The 17,126-nt window shown below is 63.5% G+C and carries 14 protein-coding genes; 4 read left to right on the top strand and 10 right to left on the bottom strand.

Annotated elements, in window-relative coordinates; genetic code table 11:
- From DMO26_RS21605 to DMO26_RS21590, 5 genes are all read right to left on the bottom strand, one after another.
- Nucleotides 1-1,023 (bottom strand): LLM class flavin-dependent oxidoreductase, encoded by a 1,023-nt coding sequence (locus DMO26_RS21605; protein WP_117194214.1) that lies wholly within the window; start codon nucleotides 1,021-1,023, stop codon nucleotides 1-3.
- 260 nt (nucleotides 1,024-1,283) lie between these two features.
- Nucleotides 1,284-1,424, bottom strand: coding sequence for a hypothetical protein (locus tag DMO26_RS33800; protein ID WP_162895011.1), 141 nt, complete (start codon nucleotides 1,422-1,424; stop codon nucleotides 1,284-1,286).
- Between the two features lie 21 nt (nucleotides 1,425-1,445).
- Entirely contained in the window at nucleotides 1,446-3,335 is a 1,890-nt protein-coding gene (locus tag DMO26_RS21600; protein ID WP_117194213.1) for an ABCB family ABC transporter ATP-binding protein/permease, read from the bottom strand.
- Nucleotides 3,336-3,452: 117 nt separating this feature from the next.
- A complete protein-coding gene (locus DMO26_RS21595; protein WP_117194274.1) occupies nucleotides 3,453-4,079 on the bottom strand; it encodes a LysE family translocator in 627 nt (208 codons plus the stop codon).
- Nucleotides 4,080-4,266: 187 nt separating this feature from the next.
- On the bottom strand, nucleotides 4,267-4,968 hold the full coding sequence (locus DMO26_RS21590) for a hypothetical protein (RefSeq protein ID WP_117194212.1): 702 nt from the start codon (nucleotides 4,966-4,968) through the stop codon (nucleotides 4,267-4,269).
- 442 nt (nucleotides 4,969-5,410) lie between these two features.
- Here DMO26_RS21590 and DMO26_RS21585 point away from each other — a divergent pair, with 442 nt between their 5' ends.
- On the top strand, nucleotides 5,411-6,355 hold the full coding sequence (locus DMO26_RS21585) for a hypothetical protein (RefSeq protein ID WP_226951377.1): 945 nt from the start codon (nucleotides 5,411-5,413) through the stop codon (nucleotides 6,353-6,355).
- A 637-nt stretch (nucleotides 6,356-6,992) separates the two neighbouring features.
- Here the strand turns inward: DMO26_RS21585 and DMO26_RS21575 are convergent.
- On the bottom strand, nucleotides 6,993-8,894 hold the full coding sequence (locus DMO26_RS21575; RefSeq protein WP_117194210.1) for a LysM peptidoglycan-binding domain-containing protein: 1,902 nt from the start codon (nucleotides 8,892-8,894) through the stop codon (nucleotides 6,993-6,995).
- 169 nt (nucleotides 8,895-9,063) lie between these two features.
- Here DMO26_RS21575 and DMO26_RS21570 point away from each other — a divergent pair, with 169 nt between their 5' ends.
- Nucleotides 9,064-9,669, top strand: coding sequence for an LOG family protein (locus tag DMO26_RS21570; RefSeq protein ID WP_404947072.1), 606 nt, complete (start codon nucleotides 9,064-9,066; stop codon nucleotides 9,667-9,669).
- A 68-nt stretch (nucleotides 9,670-9,737) separates the two neighbouring features.
- Here the strand turns inward: DMO26_RS21570 and DMO26_RS21565 are convergent, their stop codons facing one another.
- A complete protein-coding gene (locus DMO26_RS21565; RefSeq protein ID WP_117194209.1) occupies nucleotides 9,738-10,067 on the bottom strand; it encodes a DHCW motif cupin fold protein in 330 nt (109 codons plus the stop codon).
- Nucleotides 10,068-10,087: 20 nt separating this feature from the next.
- Nucleotides 10,088-10,999 carry an EamA family transporter RarD gene (gene rarD / locus DMO26_RS21560; protein WP_117194271.1) on the bottom strand — a complete coding sequence of 304 codons (912 nt, stop codon included), beginning with the start codon at nucleotides 10,997-10,999 and terminating at the stop codon, nucleotides 10,088-10,090.
- Between the two features lie 267 nt (nucleotides 11,000-11,266).
- Here rarD and DMO26_RS21555 point away from each other — a divergent pair, with 267 nt between their 5' ends.
- A complete protein-coding gene (locus DMO26_RS21555) occupies nucleotides 11,267-12,142 on the top strand; it encodes a protein-L-isoaspartate O-methyltransferase family protein (RefSeq protein ID WP_117194208.1) in 876 nt (291 codons plus the stop codon).
- A 267-nt stretch (nucleotides 12,143-12,409) separates the two neighbouring features.
- On the top strand, nucleotides 12,410-14,167 hold the full coding sequence (locus DMO26_RS21550) for a peptidoglycan D,D-transpeptidase FtsI family protein (protein ID WP_117194207.1): 1,758 nt from the start codon (nucleotides 12,410-12,412) through the stop codon (nucleotides 14,165-14,167).
- Nucleotides 14,168-14,271: 104 nt separating this feature from the next.
- On the opposite strand, the gene cimA is transcribed toward DMO26_RS21550, so the two are convergent.
- Both cimA and pip read right to left on the bottom strand, forming a co-directional pair.
- Nucleotides 14,272-15,888 carry a citramalate synthase gene (gene cimA / locus DMO26_RS21545; protein WP_117194206.1) on the bottom strand — a complete coding sequence of 539 codons (1,617 nt, stop codon included), beginning with the start codon at nucleotides 15,886-15,888 and terminating at the stop codon, nucleotides 14,272-14,274.
- 171 nt (nucleotides 15,889-16,059) lie between these two features.
- A complete protein-coding gene (gene pip, locus DMO26_RS21540) occupies nucleotides 16,060-17,022 on the bottom strand; it encodes a prolyl aminopeptidase (protein WP_117194205.1) in 963 nt (320 codons plus the stop codon).
- Between the last annotated feature and the right edge of the window lie 104 nt (nucleotides 17,023-17,126).

Below are 17,126 nucleotides of genomic sequence, written 5' to 3'. Positions count from 1 at the left end.
TTAGCGCCAGCCCAGGCCCGGCGCGACGTGTTTCAGGATGCTTTCCAGCACATGGGCGTTGTAATCGACGCCGAGCTGGTTCGGCACGGTGAGCAGCAGCGTGTCGGCCTCGGCGATCGCCTCGTCGGACTTCAGCTGGTCGATCAGCTTGTCCGGTTCGGCGGCATAGGAGCGGCCGAAGATCGCCCGCGTCTGCGGATCGATATTGCCGATCGAATCCTCGCTTTCGCCGCTGCCGCCGAAATAGGCGCGGTCCATGTCGTTCATCAGCGCAAAGATGCTGCGGCTGACGGAGACGCGCGGCTCGCGCTGGTGGCCGGCTTCCTTCCAGGCCTCGCGATAGATGCGGATCTGCTCCGCCTGCTGGACGTGAAAGGGTTTGCCGCTCTCGTCGGTCTTGAGCGTCGAGCTCTGCAGGTTCATGCCGAGCTTGGCGGCCCATTGTGCCGTGGCATTGGAGCTCGACCCCCACCAGATGCGGTCGCGAAGGCCCTCCGAATGCGGCTCGAGGCGCAGCATGCCGGGCGGGTTCGGAAACATCGGCCGCGGATTGGGCCTGGCGAAACCTTCGCCGCGGATCACGTCGAAGAACACTTCCGCATGACGCCGGCCCATGTCGGCATCCGTTTCGCCTTCCGCCGGCTGGTAGCCGAAATAGCGAAAGCCGTCGATGACCTGCTCGGGCGAACCGCGGCTGATGCCGAGCTGCAGGCGCCCGCCAGAAATGAGATCGGCCGCACCCGCATCCTCCGCCATGTAGAGCGGGTTTTCATAACGCATGTCGATCACGGCGGTGCCGATCTCGATCTTTTTCGTCCGCGCGCCGACGGCGGCGAGAAGCGGGAAGGGCGAGCCGAGCTGCCGGGCGAAATGGTGGACGCGGAAATAGGCGCCGTCGGCCCCGAGTTCCTCGGCGGCGACGGCGAGGTCTATGGACTGCAGGAGCACATCGGATGCCGACCGCGCCTGCGAATGCGGCGAGGGGTTCCAGTGCCCGAAGGAAAGAAAGCCGATTTTTTTCATGGTTTTACCGTCCTGTTTCTATGCGGCTAAACGCGCGTGCCTCGCCCCTCATCCGCCTGCCGGCACCTTCTCCCCGCTCGCGGGGAAAAGGGATATGCCGCGTCCTTGCCGTTTCCCCTCTCCCCGCGTGCGGGGAGAGGATGCGCCGAGCGAAGCGGAGGCGGGGTGAGGGGCTATTTGCGCACCGCAATATCTATTTGCACCCCAAATGGCACGCCGCCCCTCGCATTCCCAGCCGCCACCCGGTGAACACTGCGTCCTCAGCGCGCCGCTTGCGGATCGACCCAGCCCATCCAGGTGGTGAAGGCGAGCAGTGGTGAGCCCCAGAGCGCCAGCACCAGCGCGTAGGCGGCAGCAACCCCCAACATGACCAGCATTCGCGTCTGGCGGTTTCTTCTCATCGTCTGTCCTTCTCTTGATCCTTATTCCGCTGCCGGCTGGCCGCGCAGCACGACGCCGAGGTCGTCGCTCTCGCGCACCTTGCGGAGCTGTTCTTCCGCCTGCACCGCCTCGCGCTGGCGGTTCCACATCGAGGCGTAGAGGCCGTTCTGCTCAAGCAGCGAAGCGTGCGTGCCGCGTTCGGCGATATGGCCGTCGCGCAGCACGATGATCTCGTCGGCATTGATGACGGTCGAGAGCCGGTGGGCGATGACCAGCGTCGTGCGGTTCTTCGAGACTGTGTCGAGCGCCGACTGTATCTCGTGTTCCGTCGTGGTGTCGAGCGCAGACGTCGCCTCGTCGAGGATGAGGATCGGCGGCGCCTTGAGGATGGTGCGGGCGATCGCCACGCGCTGTTTCTCGCCGCCGGAGAGCTTCAGGCCGCGCTCGCCGACCTTCGTGTCGAAGCCTTCCGGCAGCGTGCGGATGAAATGGCCGATCTGCGCCACTTCGGCGGCGGCGAACACTTCCTCGTCCGTCGCGGTGGTCCGGCCGTAGCGGATGTTGTAGGCGACCGTATCGTTGAACAGCACCGTATCCTGCGGCACCATGCCGATGACGGCGCGGAGCGACGTCTGCGTCACGTCGCGCACATCCTGCCCGTCGATGGTGATGGCGCCGCCCTGGATATCGTAGAACCGGTAAAGCAGCCGGGAGATGGTGGATTTCCCGGCGCCGGACGGGCCGACGATCGCCACCGTCTTGCCGGCCGGCACCTCGAAGGAAATGCCTTTCAGGATCGGCCGGGCCGGGTCATAGGAAAAATGCACGTCCCTGAAGGCGATCGAGCCCTGGCCGATCTCAAGCTTTGTGGCATCCGGCCTGTCGACCACTTCCGGCTCCACTTCCAGGAGATCGAACATCTGCTCGATATCGGTCAGCCCCTGGCGGATTTCGCGGTAGACGAAGCCGATGAAATTGAGCGGCACAGACAACTGCATGAGGAGGGCGTTGACGAAGACGAAATCGCCGATCGTCTGTTCGCCGCGCTGCACGGCAAGCGCCGACATCACCATCATCACCGTCGTGCCGAGGCCGAAGATGACGCCCTGGCCGAAGTTCAGCCAGCCGAGCGAGGTCCAGACATCGGTCGCGGCCTTTTCGTAGCGCGCCATGGAGGCGTCGAAGCGCTTTGCCTCCATCTCTTCGTTGCCGAAATATTTGACCGTCTCGAAGTTGAGGAGCGAATCGATCGCCTTGGTGTTGGCGTCCGTGTCGCTGTCGTTCATCGAGCGGCGGATGGAGATGCGCCAGTCGCTCGCCTTGATGGTGAACCAGATATAGAGCCAGACGGTGACCGCGGTGACCGCCACGTACCAGAAGCCGTAGGCCGCCCAGAAGATCACCGCCGTTAGCAGGAATTCGAGCAGCGTCGGCACCGAGTTCAGGATGGTGAAGCGGACGATCGTCTCGATGCCCTTGGTGCCGCGCTCGATGATGCGCGATAGCCCGCCCGTCTTGCGCTCCAGGTGGAAGCGTAGCGAAAGCTGGTGCATGTGCACGAAGGTGCGGTAGGCGAGCTGGCGCACCGCATATTGGCCGACGGAGGCGAAGAGCGCATCACGCAGCTGGTTGAGGCCGAGCTGCAGGAGGCGCGTGAAATTATAGGCGATGACGAGGACGACCGCGCCGAGCAGGAAGGCCGGCAGCAGGCCCTGCATATCCATCTTGCCGTTCAGCGCATCGGTCGCCCATTTGAAGAAATAAGGGACAGCGAGCAGCACGAACTTGGCGAGGAAGAGATAAAAGGTCGCCCACAGCACGCGCGCCTTCAGATCGGCCCTGCCATGCGGCCACATATAGGGCCACAGGTTGACGAGCGTGCCGAGCGGATTGCTGGCATCCGCCGATATGGTCTTCTTGCTTGCTGCCATGAATGTCTCCGCCGGACCCCGCGTAAGGGCGCGTCAAAACGCCACCCCGGCACATAAGGGCCGGGGGCGAATGTTGCAATGACGGTTTGATGAAAGTTCCGTTCCGCAAGCCGCCGTTCAGCGCTGCTGCAATGCGAGCCGCAGCCCCAGCGCGCAATAGATGCCGCCCACGACCTTGCCCTGCCATTTCATGACCGCCGGATGGCGGCGCAGGAACCTGCCGAGCCCGCCGGCGCCCATCGCGAAGACCACCGTGCTGAACAGGCCGAGCACCACGAAGACGAAGCCGAGAATCAGGAGCTGGGGGATCGCCGGACCGTTTTCCGGATGCACGAATTGCGGCAGGAAGGCGAGGAAGAAGAGCGCGGTCTTCGGGTTCAGGACTTCGGTCAGCACCGCCTGCCGGAAGGCATTGGCCGGGCTGACGGAAAGCGCTCCGGCGCCGAGTTCCGGCGCCGTCCTGGTGAGGATGGCGCGGATGCCGAGATAGATCAGATAGGCAGCGCCGATATACTTGATGATGCTGAAGAGCAGCGCGGAGGCCGCGATGACGGCCGAAATGCCGACCGCCGCCATCAGCGTGTGGATGAGATCGCCGACGGCGACGCCGAACCCGGTCGCAAGCCCGGCGCGGGTGCCGGATGTCGTCGCCCGCGCGACGGTCAGCAGCGTCGCAGGGCCTGGAATGAAGACGAAGCCGAGCACGATCGCCACATAGGTCATCAATACGGATGTGTCGATCATGGGCGCCTCCTTGCCTGGAGGCGAGGAGGCCATGCTTTTTCGGCAAAAGCAATATCCCCGCGACGCTTCCTCAGGGACCGGGCCGAAATCCGGAGCGACGAAGCGTGCCGATTCCTCGATCGGCCGCAGAATTCGGTTCCGCTTTCCCGCATCCGGCGGAGAAAGGCCCCGCCGGCCCGTTCAGGGGTCACTTGGTCGAGGCGTTGCCGCTCGAGGCCGTGCCCGAGCCCGCGGTGCCGGTCGGCGTGGTTGTGGCCGGCGGCGTGGTCCAGGAGATGTAATAATAGGCCTCGCCGACCATGCCGAAATAGGAACTCGCGCCGGTTTCCTTCTCGATATAGCTCGAATCGGCGTTGCGGACGAACTTGCCGCTCGTGTCGCGCGTCAAGAGGTCCTTCAGGAAACTGCTCCAGTCGGACTTTTCGACCTCGGTCTTGGCGGCGGAAAGCTGCTTGCTGTCGGTCACGTCCCAGGCCTTCACCTGTTCGCCGGCGACCGCATTGGTCACGGTCAGCGTTCCTGCATCGAGCGCCTTCAGCATCTTGTCGGCCATGGCGGCGGTATCGGGCTTGTCCTTCAGGCCTTCCAGCTTCTCGCGCAGCGCCTTCATGAAGGCCTTGCTGGACATGTCGTCGACCGACCCGTCCTCGTCCTTTACGGTCGGATCGATGCCGTTCTTCGCCTGCTGCAGCGATGCGATCAGCGCCGTCAGCTTGGTATCCTCGTAGTCGTCGTCGCTGTCGTTGCCGGAATAAAGGATATCGGCAAGCGAAGAGCTGGATGAGCCGCCGGAGGCGACGCTGGACGAGCGGGTGTCGGTCGCTTCCTTGAAGGCGCTGAGGGCGGCCTGGCTGGACCACATGCGGATCGTATTGATGCTTGAAACCATCTTTTTTCTCCCAAGGCGTCATCGAGCGGCATGCGGTGGAGCCGGAGATAATGTGAAGCCATGCCGTGACACTGCCGGTTATTTGCCCCGCAGCCTGCGTGAAGCTGACCCGCCGATGGATTTCCCCGAAAGATCCCGCAATTGAGGCTGACATTGCGCCGAAAACGAGCGCCACCCCCAAACCGGCAGCGCGGGGGATGCGGAAACGTCGCTCCGGCCGCCTCGAATGGACCTGGAGCAACTTGCCTGAGTCGCGGATGCGGAGCTGATTCCGGTCCTTTCACATGGGCTCGAATCCGGAGAACATGACGCTTTGATGAAAATTTCGCTCTTCGGGCTGCCGCCATTGCCCGCTGCGGGTCATGCCCTAGGTCATCCGTGGGCGGCCGGAGCGTACGGGTTCTGCCATCCGGGCATCGTCTCCAAGCTGTCGGAGATATCAGTGCGCACCATCAGACATGCAATCCGAATTGCGGCCGTATTGTTGCCGGCTGCGGCCTGCGCAGAAACGGGAAGCGGAGGGGAGGCGATCATTTTCAAGAGCCTGTTGTCGAAGATCGGCGTTTCGCGACCCGTTTCCCGCCAGCCGTCGGAAACGCTCGGAGAACTGCGGGAGGCGGTCATCGCCCGGCTCCGCACGGAAGCGCAGGTGAAAAATATTTCACCTGACCCGGACAACCCGGCGGTCCTGCGGGTCGAGCTTGGCGGCAGCGCAGGGAAAACCATCAATGTTACCGTGGACGTGACCAATGTTCACGGCCGGCTCTACACGCTGCGCAACGATGCCGACCGCCAGGCGGCGATCGAAAATCTCGTCCAGGGCATCGTTGCCGTCGTCCGCAAACCGGAAATCGACTTCAACCGGATATACGCAAACATCCGGTTCCGGGATAAGAATCTCATGCCGTCGGGGCCTTCGTCTCCCGCAGATGCGCTGGTGGAGGAACTCGCCGGCGATATCGCGGTCGTCTACCAGCTTGATACGCCGCACAGCCTGAGCGGCGTCTCGCATGCCGATATCGGCGACAGGTCCCTGGACGAGATCAGGCAGATCGCCCGAAAAAACATTCTTCGGGAAATGTCGAAGCTTAGCGAGGAGCGGGCCAACGAGCATATCCTCACCTATCAGATCAGCGACAATACGGCGCTTTCCCCGGCCATCGTGCTGACCGACGAATTCTGGGCCCGCGTCGATCGGGCATTTCCGGCGGGCGCATTGCTTATTCTGCGCCAGCGGGACGAGGTCGCGGTGATCGACCGCCGGGCGCCGCTCGCACTGCAGCTCGCGCGGCGGCTGATCGACATGGCGAAGCAGCGCGGCATCGATTTCCTGTCCGACCATGTCTTCGAACGCCGCGACGGCCGGCTGGTCGTGGTTGCGGAGTAGCAGGCCCCTGCATCGCCTTGCCGCGTTCGGTATATGGAGAAGAAAAGACGGTCGTAGAGATTTGCCGATCCTCCGGACACGCAGGTTCGGCCGCGCCGGATCGTCACTCCGGCGCGGTTCTGCTTTTGGACAGGCACCGCATTGCGATGCCTCGGGGAAGGGGGCAGGCGGGGTATTTCAGGGTATCGGGTATGTCAGGCTTCCACCTGCCCCGACCGTTTTCGTGGTTTTCACAGGATTTGCGAGCCCTCTTCGGCCACGTCCACGACCATCACCGGAAACCGAGTTTCGAACCCAGAGGAGGAGGCCGGTTCGCGAACCCGGTTTCCCATCCGATGACGGGTGAAATTATCGGATGGCTGTGGGGGGCGGGGACGAAGTGGGGATGAAAATGAAAACTAAGCTATTGAAGAGAAGCGATTATTTTTTCGATACCCTCGGAATCTCCCCCGGTGAAAACGCCCGGCTGCCGGCCGGTCGCTCTCTCGGCCAGCAGGAGGAAACAGGCGGATGCCCCTCGCATTTCATCGACGTCGCAGTTCGTGCCCGCCTGTGAGTTTCCGGATTTCGGGGAAACACGGCCCGCAGCACATTTCCTCGCTTGTGAAAGGGTGCCGGCAGGAGGAAGTCTCTCTGCTTACGACCGGCGGTGCATCATCCGCTGGCGGTGCAGTTCTTCCGAATCGGGCCGGGCTTCGTCCGGTACGCCGAAGATCTGGCCGGGCTGGATGACGTCCGGATTGCGGATCTGGTCTTCGTTGGCGAGGTAGATCGTCGTATAGCGCACGCCCTGGCCATAGACGCGGCGGGAGATCTGCCACAGCGTATCGCCGCGGCGGATGATCACCGAGGCGCGTTCGCTCTGGGTCAGCGGCGCCTGCTGGATGGTCCGCGCACCGCTCGCGTCGGTTGCCGTGGCGACGGCAGCGGCGATCTCGACACCATGCAGCTGCTGGGCGATGACCGGGCCGACGGCTTTGGCGATCATCTCGCCGATCTTCTTCAGCCCGGCGCCGACGGAGGCGACATCCTTGGGCAACGCGTCGAGCGCTGCAAGCGCCGCGGCGGCATCCCGGGCGGTACCCTGGGCGATCGTCCGCACGGAGGCTGCGGCATCGGCCGGCAGGCGATATTCCGCCAGCGACTTCAGGGCGATCGAGGTGGCCGAACGGGCCGCGACCATCTGCTCCATCGAGGGCACGCGGCCGCCGTCATAAAGGCCGCGCAGCAGGTTGAAGGCCCGCACCGCGTCGCTGCGCAGCTTGTCGAAGGCGCCGGCATCGATCCGCGCCAGGACGTCGGCATTCGGCGCCGCGGCGACGGCCGCGACCTGTTCGCCGGCAGGCCGGTTGAAGGGGACCTCGACGCGCACCAGGACCGTGCCACCGGCGCCGAGCGCCTCGACGGCAATCCGGTGGTCGCCGACCGTCAGATCGGTCGTTCCCTCGATTACGAAACTGCCGTCCTGGCCGGCCTGCGCGGTGCCGATCGGCCTGCCGTCGGCCTGGCCGCGCAGCGGCGTGCCGGGTTTGGCCGCGCCGGCGACGAAAATCCTGGCGCCCTCGATTTCGACGGCGGTGACGCGCAATTCAGGCGCCGACACGCCGGCCGCAGCGGGAGCCGCAGCCGCCGGCGCTGAAACCGCGATGTTCGGGGCCGAGGAGACGAGGCCGGAGGAGCCGGATGGAAGTGCCGGCAAGGCGGCCGCCGTGCCCGCCGAAGGCGCGGCCGGAGCCGAGGAGGCCGCCGGAGCCGCCGGTTGAGCCGGCGCGGATGCCATCATCTGCGGTGCCGCAGGAGCCTGCGGTGCAACCGGAGCCTGAACTGTTGCAGCCGGCGTCGGCGGGGCGGCGGGCTTTGCGGCCTCGGCAGCCGGCGTCGCGATCAGCCGGCTCGCCTTGCCGGGCGTGGTGACCATGGCGAGCAGCTTGTCGGCGCTGCCCTTGGCGGGCACGGAAACCGTTGCGGTTTCCTCAGACATCGTCGGTTTGCCATCCTTGCCCGTCGCCTTGAGGATGAGCTGGTGGTCGCCGGGCGGCAGCGGATTGTCGAGAATGGCGGCAAAATCGCCGCTCGGCCCGACATTGACCTTGGCGACGACCGAGGAACCGTCGGTGACTTCCAGCGTGGAATGGGGTTCGGCGCGACCGGCGATGACGGTCGAACCGTCCGGCTCGACGCGCAGCACGTCGAAGGAGGGCGTCTTTGCGGTCTGCTGTGGTGCGGCGGGCATCGGGGCGGGCGGGGCCGGCTGCTGGGTCTGCGGAGCGGCTGCGGTCTGGGAGGCAGCCGGAGCGGCCGGCGTCGCGCCGGGGGCAGCGGGAGCGGCGGCCTGTTCGGCCGGCTTTGCCGGTTCCGGCGCCTTGGCGACGGGCTTCGGTTCGGTCACCGCGTCCTTGACGGCATTGCCGGCCGCATTGATTGCATCGCCGATCGGCTTCGCATCCTGATTAATCCTCGGCAGCACGAAGAAGACCATCAGCAGCGATGCTGTTGCAAGTACGATCAGGGCCAGCCAGCCGGCACGGTTTTTCATCATCAATGCCTCTCCCGACGGCTACAACCGTCGCATATCCGGATTAACCTTTTCCTCCCGCCTTAACAAGCTTTTCACACTATAAACCCTTGCTCTTCCGGGTGTTTCCCGTCAATTTTGAAGGCCGGACGTGCTGCCGCGTCCCATCTGGAATGCCATACGGAGAAAACTCTTGCCGATTCGATCCATCTGCGTCTATTGCGGTTCGCAACCGGGACGTGATCCCGCCTATATCGCTGCCGGCCGCGCGCTCGGAAAATCCATCGCCGCCCACGGGCTTCGGCTGGTCTATGGCGGGGGCACCAAGGGCATCATGGGTGCGGTCGCGGCCGGTGCGCTCGCGAACGGCGGTCAGGTCACCGGCATCATCCCTGAATTTCTCGTCGATATGGAGGCGACGCGTCACTCGCTCGGCCAGCTCGATGAGCTGATTGTGACCGAGGACATGCATCAGCGCAAGCACAAGATGTTCGAGCGTGCTGACGCTTTCGTGACCCTGCCGGGCGGCATCGGCACGCTGGAGGAGATCGTCGAGATCATGACCTGGGCGCAGCTCGGCCGGCATGAAAAGCCGATGGTCTTCGCCAATATCGGCGGTTTCTGGGACCCGATGCTGGATCTCATCACCCATATGCGCGAGCAGGGCTTCATCCATCGCGCCCATCTCGTGCAGCCGATGGTGATCGCCGACGTGGAGGACATCGTGCCGGCGATCCTCGAGCGCGGCGAGGAGTTCCGTCCCTCCGGCGGCGAGGATGCGGTCATCTCCCGCCTCTGATCGAACTCCGTCCGGGGCTTGTGGCGGTTCCGACGGTTTCGCCGCATGTCTGACGGCTTCGCCGCAGGTTAATCGACGATGAAGAGTTTCGCGCCGGCCGCGGTCGAGGAGCGGTGCGGCTCGGCATCGTCGGCCACCTGGTAGCTCATGCCGGGCTTCAACGTGAAGACGCGTCCGTCGGCGAGTTCCGTCCGGAGCTCGCCTTCAAGGCAGAGAAGGATATGGCCCTTGACGCACCAGTGGTCGGCCAGATAGCCCGGCGTATATTCCACCATCCGCACCCGGATGCCGCCGAAATGGCGAGTCTGCCAGGTGGCGAGGCCGGCCTCGCCCTTGTGCTCCGTCTTCGGCACCTCGTTCCAGTCCGTCGTGCCGAAGGGAATGTCTTTCATCTTCATGGGAGTTCTCCGGAAATGCTCTAGCGGCCGCGCAGTCGCATCAGTATCGACGCCGTATAAAGGGCGAGCGCCGTCCAGATGAGCACGAAGGAGCCGAGCTTCACCAGGCTGAGCGGCTCGTGGAAGACAAAGACGGCGATGAGGAAAACGATCGTCGGGGTGATGTATTGCATGATGCCGACGGTCGACAGCCGCAGCAGTTTCGCGCCGGTCGCGAAGATCATCAGCGGAATGGCGGTGACGAGGCCGACGCTGAGGAGCAGCGCCACGTCCGAGGGGCTGCCGTTGAAAAGATGCCCCCGTCCGGAGGCTTCCAGCCAGATCATGTAGGGCAGGCCGATCACGGAAAGCAGCAGGACTTCCAGGAAGAAACCCTGGTTCGGCCCGATCGGCAGCGTTTTGCGGAAGAAGCCGTAGAACCCCCAGCTGAACGCCATGGTGAGCGCCACCCAGGGCAGGTGTCCCATGTCCACCGTCAGGGTGCCGACGCCGATGGCGGCGAGCGCGACCGCGCATATCTGGACAACGGACAGCTTTTCCTTGAGGAAGACGGCGCCGAGCAGCACGCTGAACAGCGGATTGATGAAATAGCCGAGCGCGCCCTCCAGCGCGCGGCCGGCATTGACCGCCCAGAGATAGGTTCCGGTGTTGATGGAGATCAGGATCGCGGTCAGCATCGCCATCGCCAGCGTCCGCGGCGAACGCAGGGCGTCCACCACATCCTTCGTCCGGCGGCGCCAGACCAGCATCGCGCCGGCGACCGGCACGCCCCAGACCACGCGATGGGCGATGAATTCCAGCGGCGGAATATGTGCGAGCGCCTTCATGTAGAGCGGCATGAAGCCCCAGATGACATAGACCAGCAGGACCAGAATGAAGCCTTTGCGGCCGTCATCCCGGATGACGGGGAGGGTTCCTGTCTCGGTTGTCATGGAAAGATCCGGTCGATGATGCAATGCAGCATTAGTAGCGGCCCTCCGGAGGCCTGCCAATCGAATTCCTTTAGGCTTCACCTATTTTGCCGTCCGCCGGCACCGGCATGGCCATCGGGTATTTCCGTCATGCCGTTCTGGTTATAGCCTGCTCTAATGGAAGAGGCCGGACCGAACCAATTCATTTCGGTGAAGCATCCATGACCTGTCGCGATCCCGTCAGGTGGCATATGGATGATGGCCCGCAGGTCAGGATTGGAGGAAGGAATGGCTTTCGAGGACGAGGCGCCGCACCGGCAACTCTATGCGCGGCAGATTTTGGCCAAGGCCGGTGTCGCCCAGGACGACAGGCTGCTGGCCGCTTTCGCGAAAGTTTCGCGGGAAAAATTCATCGGGCCGCCGCCCTGGGTCTATAGCGACTTCCAGGGCTACCGGTCGCTCGCTTCCGAAGATCCGCGCGTGCTTTATCAGGATATCCTCGTCGGGCTCGACACGGCGCGGGGCGTCAACAACGGCATGCCCTCGCTGCATGCCGGTGCCCTGCATGCGCTCGGCGTCAGGGAGGGCGAGACGGTCGCCCATCTCGGCGCCGGCTCGGGATATTATTCGGCGATCCTCGCCGAGCTGGTCGGGCCGTCGGGCAGGGTCGTTGCGGTCGAATATGACCGGGCGCTTGCCGAAAAGGCGCGGGAAAACCTCGCCGGCTACCCGCATGTCGAGGTGGTGCAGGGCGACGCGACCGAATGGCCGCAGGAGGATACCGACGTCATCTACGCCAATTTCGCTCTCGACCATCCGCCGGAAGCCTGGATCGACAACCTGGCCGTCTCCGGCCGGCTGCTGTTTCCGCTCGGCATCCCGGGGATGGAAGGCGGCAGGCGCAGCGGCTTCACCCGCGCCGCCGCTTTCCTGATGATCGACCGGCGGGGCGGAGGACGTTTCGGCGCCCGCTTCCTCCAGCCTGTTTCCTTCGTCTGGGCGGAGGGGCAGGCCCCGACACCGGCCGGGCGGCACGAAGGGCTGACGGAAGCTTTCCGCAGCCGTCAGGGCCACCAGATCCGCAGTTTCCGCTGGCGGGAGCCGCCGGGGGAGGGTGAGTGGTACGGGGAGGAGGAATGGGGGCTGAGTTTTGAGGAAGTGTGAGAGGCCGGTGCCTTTCTTCTCGCGACCGTGCGGCATGGCCGCAAAGCGCCAAAGCTGTCTTGAAGTAATGCAAGCCCGCGATCTTCCCCGGTCTATTAACGCTGGGCCACGAATAAAATACAACGTTAATTTTATATTAATAGTGTCGCAATCATTTAAAATGGCTTTGTCGCAGCTTATTGCCGGCGTGCGAAACAATATGTCTATATAATTTTCGAGGGCGGCGTTCTTCGCCCGTTTCAGGCTATTGAGTAATGGGTTGGCTCGATGATTTCCTTTGTCGTTCGATTGAAGAGGCGCGCTCATTTCACGGTGAAGCGGCGGGCCATCGGAAGACACGAAGACTTCATCGGCACCGGCGCTCGTCGCAGAAAGCAGGCGCGCCAGCGAGTTGGGATTTTGATCGCAGGCTTTTCGCTGGCCTTTTTCCTCGTCGGCGCTCGCCTTGTCCAATATGGGATCGCCGATCCCGTCGTCACCGGCGCGCTCGGCAATCCCAATACGGTCGCTACTCGCCCGGACATCGTCGACCGCAACGGCGCGCTTCTCGCAACTGACGTGAACATGGTATCGCTCTATGCGGACCCGCGGCGTATCGTCGATGCGGACGAGGTCGTGGAGAAGCTCGCGCAGGTCATTCCTAACCTGGATTGGAGCGAAACCCACAAGCGGCTGCGTTCGGGAACTGCTTTCCAGTGGCTCAAGCGGCAGCTGACGCCTCGGCAGCAGGCGGACGTTCTAGCGCTCGGCATCCCCGGCGTCGGCTTCCGGCCGGAGAAGCGGCGTTTTTATCCCGGTGGTGCAACCGCGTCGCATATCGTTGGCCATGTGAACGTCGACAACCAGGGTCTTGCCGGCATGGAACGATACCTGGACCAGCAAGGCTTGTCGGACCTGCGCGCGGCCGGGATGACAAGCGATACGCGTCTGGAGCCCGTCAGGCTTTCGATCGATATTCGTGTCCAGAACATCGTGCGTGAGGTCGTCGCCACGGCGATGACCGCCTACAAGGCCGAGGCTGCAGGTGCGGTCATTCTCGACGTCGACACCGGTGAAGTGCTCGCCATGGCCTCCGTGCCCGATTACGATCCGAACGAACCGTCGCGAACGCTTCCTGACGGAAGCGTGGACAAGGAATACGAGAAGGGCTGGTTCAATCGGGTCAGCAATGCGACCTATGAGATGGGTTCGACGTTCAAGAGCTTCACTTTGGCGATGGGGTTGGACGAAGGCAAGATTACTTTGAACTCTGTCGTCGATGCATCCCGACCGATCCGAATGGGCGGCTTCACGATCAAGGACTTCAAGGGCAAGAACCGGGCGCTGACGATTCCGGAAGTCTTCCAGTATTCCTCGAACATCGGTACTGCTGCGGTTGCCGACATGGTCGGCATCGAGGGGCATCAGCAGTTTCTGACAAAGCTCGGGCTCCTGTCGAAGATGGAAACCGAAATGCCCGGCGTCGCGACCCCGACGCAGCCGCGCGTGTGGAAGAAAATCAACTCCGTTACGATCTCGTTCGGCCATGGCGTGGCGACCACGCCGCTGCAGACGGCGGTTGCCGCCGCTTCGTTGATTAACGGCGGAAGCCTTGTTCGACCAACGTTTCTTCCCCGCAGTCCCGAACAGGCGAAACTGCTGTCGCGTGCCGTCATCAAGGGCAAGACCAGTGCGGACATGCGCTATCTTTACACCTGGAATGGCCTGAAAGGCTCAGGCCGAAGCGCCCAAGTTGAAGGTTTTAACGTGGGCGGCAAAACAGGCACCGCCGACAAGGTAATCAACGGGCGGTACGCGAACGATATCAACTTCAATGCATTCGTCGCAGCATTTCCGATGGACAGGCCGAAATATGTGGTGCTTTCGATGATCGATGCTCCGAAGACAGGTGAACATGGTGGCCGAACAGCGGCATCCACCGCGGCGCCCATGATCAAGTCGATCATCAGCCGCGTTGCGCCTCTTCTGGGCGTGCAGCCTCGTTTTGGCTCCCCGGACGCAAGACACCTTTTGTCAAACTACTGAATTCGCTCGCCCAGTTCCCAAAAGCTCATGATCCGGGCATATTTTACGTGAGGGCTCTGGGGCCGAAGGCAGACCCAAGGTCATGCGATCCTGGCACCCCGCCCTCACTCCGCCGCGATCTTGCCCGCCAGTTCGCGGTTCTTCATCAGCTTGTAGATGACCGAATCCATCAGCGCCTGGAACGAGGCGTCGATGATGTTTTCCGAGACGCCGACCGTCCACCAGCGAACGCCGCTCGAATCGGTCGACTCGATCAGGACGCGGGTGATCGCTTCCGTGCCGCCATTGAGGATACGCACCTTGAAGTCAGCAAGGACCAGATCGTCGATCTCGTGCTGGTACTTGCCGAAATCCTTGCGAAGCGCCAGGTCGAGCGCGTTGACCGGGCCTTCGGCTTCGGCGACCGACATCAGCGTCTGACCGTCGATCGAGATTTTCACGACCGCTTCCGAGACGATCTTGATACGGCCGTGGCTGTCAAAGCGGCGCTCGATCATCACCCGGAAGCCGTCCACCGAGAAGAAGTCCGGGATCGTGCCGAGCGTGCGGCGGGCGAGCAGTTCGAAACTCGCATCGGCGCCCTCATAGGCATAACCGGAGGCCTCGCGTTCCTTGACGATCGAGATCAGCCGGTCGAGCTTCGGATCGTCCTTGGCCACCTCGATGCCGCGGCGCTTCAGCGCATTGATGAAATTCGACTTGCCGCCCTGGTCGGACACCATGACCTTGCGGAAATTGCCGACGCTTTCCGGCGTCACATGCTCGTAGGTGCGCGGGTCTTTGAGGAGGGCGGAGGCATGGATGCCGGCCTTGGTGGCGAAGGCGGATGCGCCGACATAGGGCGCCTGGTGGTTCGGCGAGCGGTTGAGCAGTTCGTCGAAGGCATGGCTGAGGTTGGTCAGCCCAGTCAGCCTCTCGGGATCGATCGCCGTCTCGAAGCGGGAGGAATAGGCTTCCTTGAGGGACAGCGTGCCGATCAGCGTCACGAGGTTGGCATTGCCGCAGCGCTCGCCGATGCCGTTCAGCGTGCCCTGGATCTGCCGGCAGCCGGCTTCGACGGCGGCGAGCGAATTGGCGACCGCCTGGCCGGTATCGTCATGGGCGTGGATGCCGAGCGAGGAGCCCGGGATGCCGGCCGCGATCACGGCGGAAACGATGGCGCGCACCTCGTTCGGCTGGGTTCCGCCATTGGTATCGCAGAGCACGACCCAGCGGGCGCCCGCTTCATAGGCCGTTTTCGCGCAGGAGAGCGCGTATTCGGGATTTGCCTTGTAGCCGTCGAAGAAATGCTCGCAATCGACCATCGCCTCCTTGCCGGCGCCGCGCGCGGCCTCGACGCTGTCGCGGATCGACTCGAGATTTTCCTCGTTCGAACAGCCGAGCGCGACGCGCACGTGATAGTCCCAGCTCTTCGCCACGAAACAGATCGCATCGCTTTTCGCCTGCAACAGCACGGTGAGCCCCGGATCGTTGGATGCGGATATGCCCGCCCGCTTCGTCATGCCGAAGGCGACGAAGGCTGCCTTTTCCGTGCGTTTCTTCGAAAAGAAGGCCGTGTCGGTCGGGTTGGCGCCCGGATATCCGCCTTCGACGTAATCGAAGCCGAACGCGTCCAGGAGGTTGGAGATGGCGATCTTGTCCTCGACGGAAAAATCGACGCCGGGCGTCTGCTGCCCGTCGCGGAGCGTGGTGTCGAAGAGGTAGATGCGTTCGCGTGTCATGTCCAAAATCCCATGGGCGGTCTTGCCCCCTCATCCGCCCTGCCGGGCACCTTCTCCCCGCATGCGGGAAGAAGGAAATATGCCGCTTGCCTTCCCGACCCTCGACGTTGCTCCGGGCACGTTCCTCTCGCCGCAAACGGGGAGAGGGTCAGGGTGAGGGGCAAATGTTCGTTACGTCGTTTTACCCGCAAACCGGTCCGTTGCCCGGATCAGCCGATCGGTAATCCCCGGCTCGGAGACCGCATGGCCGGCGCCTTCGACGATGTGGAAATCCGCGTCCGTCCACACCTTCGACAGCTGCCAGGCATATTTCAGCGGGCAGGGCATGTCGTAGCGGCCGTGCACGATGACACCCGGAATACCCTTGAGCTTCACCGCGTCGCGCAGCAGCTGGCCATCCTCCAGCCATCCGGCATTCATGAAATAGTGGTTCTCGATGCGCGAGAAGGCGAGCGCATAGTGATCCTCGTCGTGGTTGGCGGCAAGCTGCGGGTCGGGCAAGAGCGTGATCGTCGAGCCTTCCCAGACGCTCCAGGCCTTGGCGCAGCGGATCTGCTCCGCCTTGTCGGGGCCGGTGAGGCGGCGGTGATAGGCGGCCATCATCTCGTGACGCTCGTTTTCGGGAATGGGGGCCACGAAGGCTTCCCATTTGTCCGGGAACATTTCCGACACGCCGAACTGGTAGTACCAGTCGAGTTCCGGTCGGGTGACCGTGTAGATGCCGCGCACCAGAAGCTCGGTGACGCGATGCGGGTGGGTCTCCGCATAGGCGAGCGCCAGCGTCGAACCCCACGAGCCGCCGAACACCTGCCACCTGTCGACGCCGGTCATGTCTCGCAGCCGTTCGATATCGGCGACGAGATGCCAGGTCGTGTTGGCCTCCAGGCTCGCATGCGGCGTGGAGCGCCCGCAGCCGCGCTGGTCGAACAGCAGCACGTCGTAGAGATCCGGATCGAAGAGGCGCCGCTGGGTCGGATTGCAGCCGCCGCCGGGGCCACCATGCAGGAAGACGGCGGGCTTGGCGCCCATGGTTCCGACCCGCTCCCAATAGATCACGTGGCCGTCGCCAACGTCGAGATGGCCGCTCTCGTAGGGCTCGATCTCCGGATAAAGCGTGCGAAGCAATTCGGTCATGAAAGGTCCTTCATCGATCGTTCCGGCATGCCGGCATGATGGAAATCCGCTGTCATCGCAGCAGCACGTAAGCCACCACCGAACCGGTGATCACCGTGACGAGC

This window comes from Rhizobium terrae (assembly GCF_003425685.1).
In the GTDB taxonomy this organism is placed as follows: Bacteria; Pseudomonadota; Alphaproteobacteria; order Rhizobiales; family Rhizobiaceae; genus Neorhizobium; species Neorhizobium terrae.
The sequence above is the reverse complement of the archived record's forward strand: the minus strand, read 5'-3'. Positions and strand labels throughout refer to the sequence as shown.